3 protein-coding genes and 1 pseudogene are annotated in these 6,950 nt (G+C 64.1%); all 4 read right to left on the reverse strand.

Annotated elements, in window-relative coordinates; translation table 11 throughout:
* Window positions 1-94: 94 nt before the first annotated feature.
* On the reverse strand, window positions 95-2,074 hold the full coding sequence (gene thrS / locus C100_RS41755; protein ID WP_024021069.1) for a threonine--tRNA ligase: 1,980 nt from the start codon (window positions 2,072-2,074) through the stop codon (window positions 95-97).
* A 165-nt stretch (window positions 2,075-2,239) separates the two neighbouring features.
* Window positions 2,240-3,898 carry an alkaline phosphatase D family protein gene (locus tag C100_RS41760; protein ID WP_235219122.1) on the reverse strand — a complete coding sequence of 553 codons (1,659 nt, stop codon included), beginning with the start codon at window positions 3,896-3,898 and terminating at the stop codon, window positions 2,240-2,242.
* A gap of 8 nt (window positions 3,899-3,906) precedes the next feature.
* On the reverse strand, window positions 3,907-6,444 hold the full coding sequence (locus C100_RS41765; protein ID WP_024021071.1) for a TonB-dependent receptor: 2,538 nt from the start codon (window positions 6,442-6,444) through the stop codon (window positions 3,907-3,909).
* Window positions 6,445-6,575: 131 nt separating this feature from the next.
* Window positions 6,576-6,950 (reverse strand): annotated as a pseudogene (locus C100_RS41770) (NADH oxidase); the annotation flags it as partial.

A 6,950-nucleotide genomic window follows, 5' to 3' on the forward strand; every position in this document is an offset into this window, starting at 1 on the left:
AACGGACGGCTCTTAGCGGCTTTTGCGCAAAACCGAAAGGGGTGCGTAGTGCCGCCGTAACGGAATCACGCACCCTTGCGGCATTTCTGCCTCACTACATATCGGGTGCCTGCGCCTCTTTTTCAAGACGGATGATGAGATCATCGAGCGAAAGGACGCTTTGCCCCTCCTTGCCCAGTTCGCGCAGCGCCACCGTGCCTTCATCCGCCTCGCGGCGACCGACGACCAGCAGATTGGGCACCTTGGCCAGGCTATGTTCGCGCACCTTGTAGTTGATCTTCTCGTTACGGATATCGAGTTCCGCGCGGATGCCCGCCGCCCGCAGCTTCTCCACCGCCGCCTGTGCATAATCGTCAGCGTCGGACACGATGGTGGCGACGACAGCCTGCACCGGCGCCAGCCAGAGCGGGAATTTACCGGCATAATGTTCGATCAAAATGCCGATGAACCGCTCATAGCTACCAAAGATCGCGCGGTGGAGCATGACCGGCCGGTGCCGTTCGCCGTCCTCACCGACATAGGAGGCGTCGAGACGCTCGGGCAGGACGCGGTCCGACTGGAGCGTGCCCACCTGCCAGGTGCGGCCGATTGCGTCGGTCAGATGCCATTCCAGCTTGGGCGCGTAAAAAGCGCCCTCGCCCGGCAGTTCTTCCCAGCCATATTCCGGCGTATTGAGGCCCGCGGCCGCAACCGCGTCGCGCAGCTCATTCTCGGCCTTGTCCCACATCTCGTCGCTGCCGAAGCGCTTGTCCGGGCGCAGCGCCAGCTTGATGGAGTAGCGGAAACCGAAATTCTGGTAGATGCGGTCGGCCAGCGCGCAGAAAGCACGGACTTCCTCGACAATCTGGTCTTCGCGGCAGAAAATATGCGCGTCGTCCTGCGTGAACTGGCGCACCCGCATCAGGCCGTGCAGCGCGCCATGGGGCTCATTGCGGTGGCAGCAGCCATTTTCATAGAAGCGCAGGGGCAGGTCGCGATAGCTCTTGATCCCCTGACGGAAGATCAGGACATGCGCCGGACAATTCATGGGCTTGAGCGCCATCCAGTCGGCGTCGTCCGAAACCAGCGGCCCTTGATCCTCGACGTTCGGCACTTCGTCGGGAATGACGAACATATTTTCCCGATATTTGCCCCAATGGCCCGATTGCTCCCATTGGCGCGCGTCCATCACCTGTGGGGTCTTGACCTCGCGATAGCCGGCTTCGTCAATGGCGCGGCGCATATAGGCTTCCAGTTGGCGCCAGATCAGATAGCCCTTGGGATGCCAGAAAACGCTGCCATGCGCTTCCTGCTGAAGGTGGAACAGGTCCATCTCCGCGCCCAGCTTGCGATGGTCGCGCTTGCCCGCCTCCTCCAGCCGCGTCAGATGCTCGGCCAATTGCTTCTTGTTGAGCCAGCCCGTGCCGTAGATGCGCGAGAGCATCGCATTTTTCTGATCGCCACGCCAATAGGCGCCCGACACGCGGGTCAACTTGAACGCCTGCGGGTCAAGCTTGCCGGTGGACGCCAGATGCGGGCCGCGGCACATGTCGTACCAGCCGTCGCCCGAATGATAGACGGTCAGTTCCTCGTCTTGCGGCAGTTCGGCGGCCCATTCGGCCTTGAACGTCTCACCCGCTGCGCGCCACTGCGCGATCAGCGTGTCGCGACCGATCACTTCACGGCGCAACGGCTTGTTGGCGGCAATGATCTCGCGCATCTTCGCTTCGATTGCGGGCAGATCCTCCTCGGTAAAAGGGCGATCCCTGGGTGCGAAGTCATAGTAGAATCCATCGTCCGTCGCCGGGCCGAAGGTGATCTGCGTGCCGGGAAAGAGCGCCTGCACCGCTTCGGCCAGGATATGGGCGAAGTCGTGGCGCGCCAGTTCCAGCGCATCGGCCTCATCCTTGTTCGTCACCAGCGCCAACTGTGCGTCGCCTTCAAACGGACGCCCGATGTCGCGCAATTCGCCATCGACCCGCGCGGCAATGGCCGCCTTGGCAAGGCCAGGCCCGATCGCCGCCGCAATGTCCGCCGGGGTAGTGCCGGGCGCGACTTCACGCACGGAACCATCGGGCAGAGTGATTTTAAGCATGGCGGACACGGAATGTCTTTCTGTTGAATTGGCTGGGCGCGCGCCTCGCAAGGCCGCGCCTTCCCCTTAAATGGGCGGCCCGGCCTGTCAATAGAAGGGCGGCGGCGGCCGAAGAGGAATCCGGACGCCGCCGCCAGTCAAGCCTGCGAATTGCGAGGCGTCGCCCTACTCCGTGACGAAAGTCGAAGCGCCGGCTTCAACGGTCAGGCGCTTGAGCGACGCGGCCTCCGCCTTGGGGGCATAGATGGTCGACATCGCCACATAATCGCCCATCGCCGTATCGGGCGTCAGCGTTAGCAGAATATAGCCCTTGGCGCGCTGATCGCAGAAGTGCACTTCCGGGCTTGCCTGCTCCAGCAGCGAGCCCAGCGGCACCTGCGGCAGCGCATCGCCGACCGAGGGGCTGCTGATGGACGATGTGCCGAACTCGACGCCGATGGCGTTGCCGTCCCGATCCGCCAGTTGATTGGCCCAGAAGGCATGGCTGTCGCCCGCCAGCACCAGCGGATGCGCACCTGACCGGCGGACGCTCTCATACAGCCGCTCGCGCGCGGCGGGATAGCCGTCCCACGCGTCGAGGTTGAAAGGCAGGCCGGCGCGATACCCCGCCTGCGCCATTTCCACCTGCGCCCGCACCTTTGGCTCCAGCGTCGCCACCATGGCCGACGCCTTTTCGGCGCCGAACAGCCGGGCAAGGTCGGGGCCATTGACCCGCGCCATCACCACCTGATTACCCAAAATCTGCCAGGGCGTGCCCGCCTTGACCGATGCGGTCAGTTCCCGCTCCAGCCAGGCCCGCTGCGGTTCGCCCAGCATCTCTCGGTCCGGCCGGTTGCGTTCCGCCAATACGGCTTCAACCTCGGACCGGCCGGGCGTTTCGCCCTTGAACCCAGCCTGCTCGCTGCGCGCCAGAAGGCGTGTTTCGACCATCAACAATGTCGCCAGGTCGCCGAAATCGAAGCGACGGTTAATCGCCTCCCAAGGATCATCCCCTTGCGGATCGCGGATCGGCATCCATTCGAAATAGGCCTGCATCGCCGCGGCCTTGCGCTTGGCCCAATCACCTTCGGTCGCCGGCTGGTGATTTTCGGCGCCGCCGATCCAGCTGTCATTGGCGGTTTCATGATCGTCCCAGACGCAAATGAAGGCCGCGCGCGCATGGACGGCCTGCAAGCCGGAATCGCGCTTATACTGGGCGTGACGGGTCCGATAATCGGCCAGCGACACGATTTCGTGCGCCGGTTCGACGGTCCGGCCAATCTTCTGTCCGATGTCCGCGCCATAGCCGTCGGCGCCATATTCATAGATATAGTCGCCCAGATGCACCACCGCGTCGATCCGTTCGAGCGATCCGATCGAGTCATAGGCGGTAAAGAAGCCGCCGGGATAAAGCTGGCACGACACGACCGCGAGCACGGCGTCGGCTGCCGCGCCCTTGGGCAAGGTGCGGAAACGGCCGGTCGGCGATCGGGTGCCGTCCGCCAGTTCGAACCAATAATGATAGTCCGCCCCTGCTTTCAGGCGGCGCGGTTCGACCTTGACGGTGAAGTCGCGCGCGGCGCGGGCCTGCGCCGAACCGCTCTCCACCGGCTTGCCATCCGCGCTTTCGGCGACATGCCAGCGCAGCGAGATCGCGTCGGCCGCAGTCAGATCGGCCGGGGTGACCCGCGTCCACAATATGGCGCCGCGCATCGTGGGATCGCCACTCGCTACGCCATGCACGAAGCTGGCGGCGGGCGATGTCGTCGCCGCCCCGCCGATGCCGGGCAGAACCGCGCCCGATCCGATCAGGCCGATGGCGACGCGGCGGTTGAGCTTCATCATGGCGCCGCTCACTTCGCACCGCCGAAGCGGAAGCTGGCGGACACGCCGTAGAAGCGGGGAGCACCAGCGATGAAGGTCGGCATCCCCAGGCTGTCGCCGGTATTGCCCGCATCCATGATATATTTCTTGTCAAAGGCGTTCTCGATGAAGCCCTCGATCCGCCAGGCGCCGCCCGGCGCTTCATAGCCCAGCCGTGCATTGACCAGCGCATAGCTGCCCTGCAATTCGTCCAGAATATTGTCCGCGACCAACGCGGCGGGCGGCTGTTGCAAGTCCGTCCGGTCATTATCGTCGTCGAAGAAGATTTCCGACTGCCAGGTGACGCTGGGCGTGAAGATGATCCGGCCGGGGCCGACGGGCAGCGACGCCTCCGCGCCGAACGACGCGCTATGGTCGGGTGACAGGCGGAAATGATTTCCGTCGCGAACCCCCGTCTTGAACCGGCTATGGTTATAGGCATAGGTCGCGAACAGGGTGAGCATGTCGTTCGGCACCCAGCGGAGCTGGCCTTCAAAACCATAGCTTTCCGCCTTGCCGGCATTGGTCAGGACGAATTGGGTGCCCTGCTGCACCGTCGTCTGGAAATTATCATATTGGTAGAAGAAGGCCGCGCCGTCGATGAACAGGGTGCGGTTCATCAGCGCGGTCTTCGCGCCGACCTCGAAACTATCGACGGTTTCGGAATCCAGCACCGAAAAGCGCGTCGCGCCCAGCGGCGCAGATGGCGCGCTGGCAGCGAGAATCTGGGGACGGCGGCCGCGCGCATAGGTGGCGTAGAGGCTGGCGTCCGCGCTCGGCTTGTAGCGCGCGGTCAGGCGCCAGGAAAAGCCGCCGTTGGACAGGGTGTCGCTGTCCTCGCCCCCATTGCCGGCCGTGGGCTGCGCGCCAAGGCCAAAGAGCGGCACCGGATAGGCGGCCGACGGCGGAATGCTGGCCGCACCTGGAACGGCAAGCGCCTGAAGCAGCGCGGTCCGCACCGCTTCGGGCTGGCTCAGCGCGCCTATGAAGCCACCCAGGATCGAGCGGCCATTCTCCACCGACGAGACGAACGTGCTGCGCTTGTCATCATGCGTGTAGCGCAGACCGCCGCCAATTTCGAACTGGTCGGACAGGCGGATCGTCACATCGCCGAACAAGTCGAAGGCGCGGGTGCGCGATCCGTTGGTGGTGCTTTCCAGATGGCTGGATTTCAGGTTGGCGCCGATCGCCTGCGCCTGTTCGCTCGACAGGGCGACGCCATAGGCATTCGCCACCCCTTGCAGCAACGCGCCGGTGAAGGCCGGGCTGGCAAGGAGCGCAGCAGGGACCGGGTCGGTCGCGGGTCGGCCGGGGATCGCGCCGCCGCCGTTCAGCGCGCCAGCGAGTCGAGCCAGCGTGGCGCGTTCATCGAACTGGGTCGGCACGCGCTGCGTGCCCTTTTCGTGGAAGTAGCTGGCGCCCAGGAAAGCGGTGATCGGACCTTCCTCATAGGTCAGGCGGAATTCCTGGCTGGTCTGTTCGCCCCGCGCATCTTCCGCGGCGGTCAGCATCGGCAGTGAGATGCCGTCGGCATCGAAGATTTCGAGTGCGTCGAAGCGACGGAAGGCGGTGGTGGAGGTGAGGCTGAAGCTGTCATTCAGCTGCAACTTGGCAATGCCGGTCACGCCCCACACTTGCCGGTCGAGGCCCAGATCCTTGCCGCCCTCGAAACCCGCCCCCGCTGCGAGCGCCGCACCGCTATTGCGGCCGCGATCGCCGATTACAGCGCCGGTAGTCGGATCGGTCGGGTTGTAGGCGATCGACTTGAAGGCGGTGCCATTCGGGCTGTCCTTTTGATAATTGCCGATCAGGTCGAAGCTGAGGTCGCCCTTCTCTCCGTGGAAGCTGCCCCGGACCGCCTTGGTGTCGACCGAGTTGAAGTCGCCGCCGCCCAACAGATTTTCGACATAGCCGTCGCGCTTGCGGATACGGCCTGCCAGTCGGATCGCCATGCCCTCGCCGATCGGCGCGTTGACCATCGCTTCGCCCAGCCAGCTGTCATAATTGCCGTAGGAGGCGCGGCCCGACGCTTCGAAACTGTCCAGCTTCGCCTTGTTCTGGACGATGTTGACCGCTCCGATCAAAGCGCCGCGGCCATAAAGCGTCGATTGCGGCCCCTTGGCGATCTCGACTCGCTCGACGTCGAACAGTTCGACGTAGGAGCCGCGCGATTTGGAAATGGATACGCCGTCCTGGAAAACCGAGACGCGCGGTTCGTTGGTCGCGGTGCCGCTGTCCGACGTGATGCCGCGCATCACGAAGCCGGGATTGTTGGGCGACTGATTCTGCACCACGAAGCCGGGCACGAAGCGCGAGAGCGAGTCGAATTCATAGAGGCCGAACCGGTCGAGCTGCTGCGACCCGACCACGCTCAGCGCCATCGGCACGTCGATCGCATCCTGTTCGCGCAGCTGTGCCGTAACGATGATCGTCGTATCCGCGTCGCCATCGGGCGTCTGGGCCTGTGCGGTGGCGGTTGCGAAAGCAGAAAGGCTGATGGCGGCAAGCGCCAGCGAACGGATGTGCATGATGGAACTCCCTTTCGACCCCGGTAGGAAGGGAGTATGAAGCCTGCATGACACCCCCGATCCGGGGCGATGTCTTATTGGGCAAGGCCACAATTCAAGGGAAGCCTATCGCCAGCGGCAGCGCCGACGGATCAGTTTGGCACGATCAGATATTTCTCTCCCGTGCGCCGGGCATTATAGTTGAGCACCGCCTCCCGCGTCAGCGCGTCCTGGAGCGAAATGCGCGCCTGGTAACGACTGGCGAAGATGGTGGTGAGATTGTCGCGCACCCGCTGGCGCATCCGCTCCACCGTTTCGGCGCCCGCGCGCTGGAGGAAGGAGAAGAGCAACCACCCGCCCACGTTCCAGCCAAAACCGAAGCTGCGTGTCAATATGGTCGGCGACATGTCGAGCGCGCCATAGATATAGGCCTGTTTCAGGCGATCGGAGCCATAGCGGCTATAGGCCGCACCCTTGCTGGCGGCCTGCTCCATCGCGTGCAATATCTGATCGACCAGCGGGCCGCC

The organism is Sphingobium sp. C100 (assembly GCF_000508185.1).
In the GTDB taxonomy this organism is placed as follows: domain Bacteria; phylum Pseudomonadota; class Alphaproteobacteria; order Sphingomonadales; family Sphingomonadaceae; genus Sphingobium.

Excerpts from the sequence above, each read along its gene's own strand:
- C100_RS41760 (WP_235219122.1), bottom strand. The coding sequence starts at position 3,898 with ATGATGAAGCTCAACCGCCGCGTCGCCATCGGCCTGATCGGATCGGGC.
- C100_RS41765 (WP_024021071.1), bottom strand. The coding sequence starts at position 6,444 with ATGCACATCCGTTCGCTGGCGCTTGCCGCCATCAGCCTTTCTGCTTTC.
- thrS (WP_024021069.1), bottom strand. The coding sequence starts at position 2,074 with ATGCTTAAAATCACTCTGCCCGATGGTTCCGTGCGTGAAGTCGCGCCC.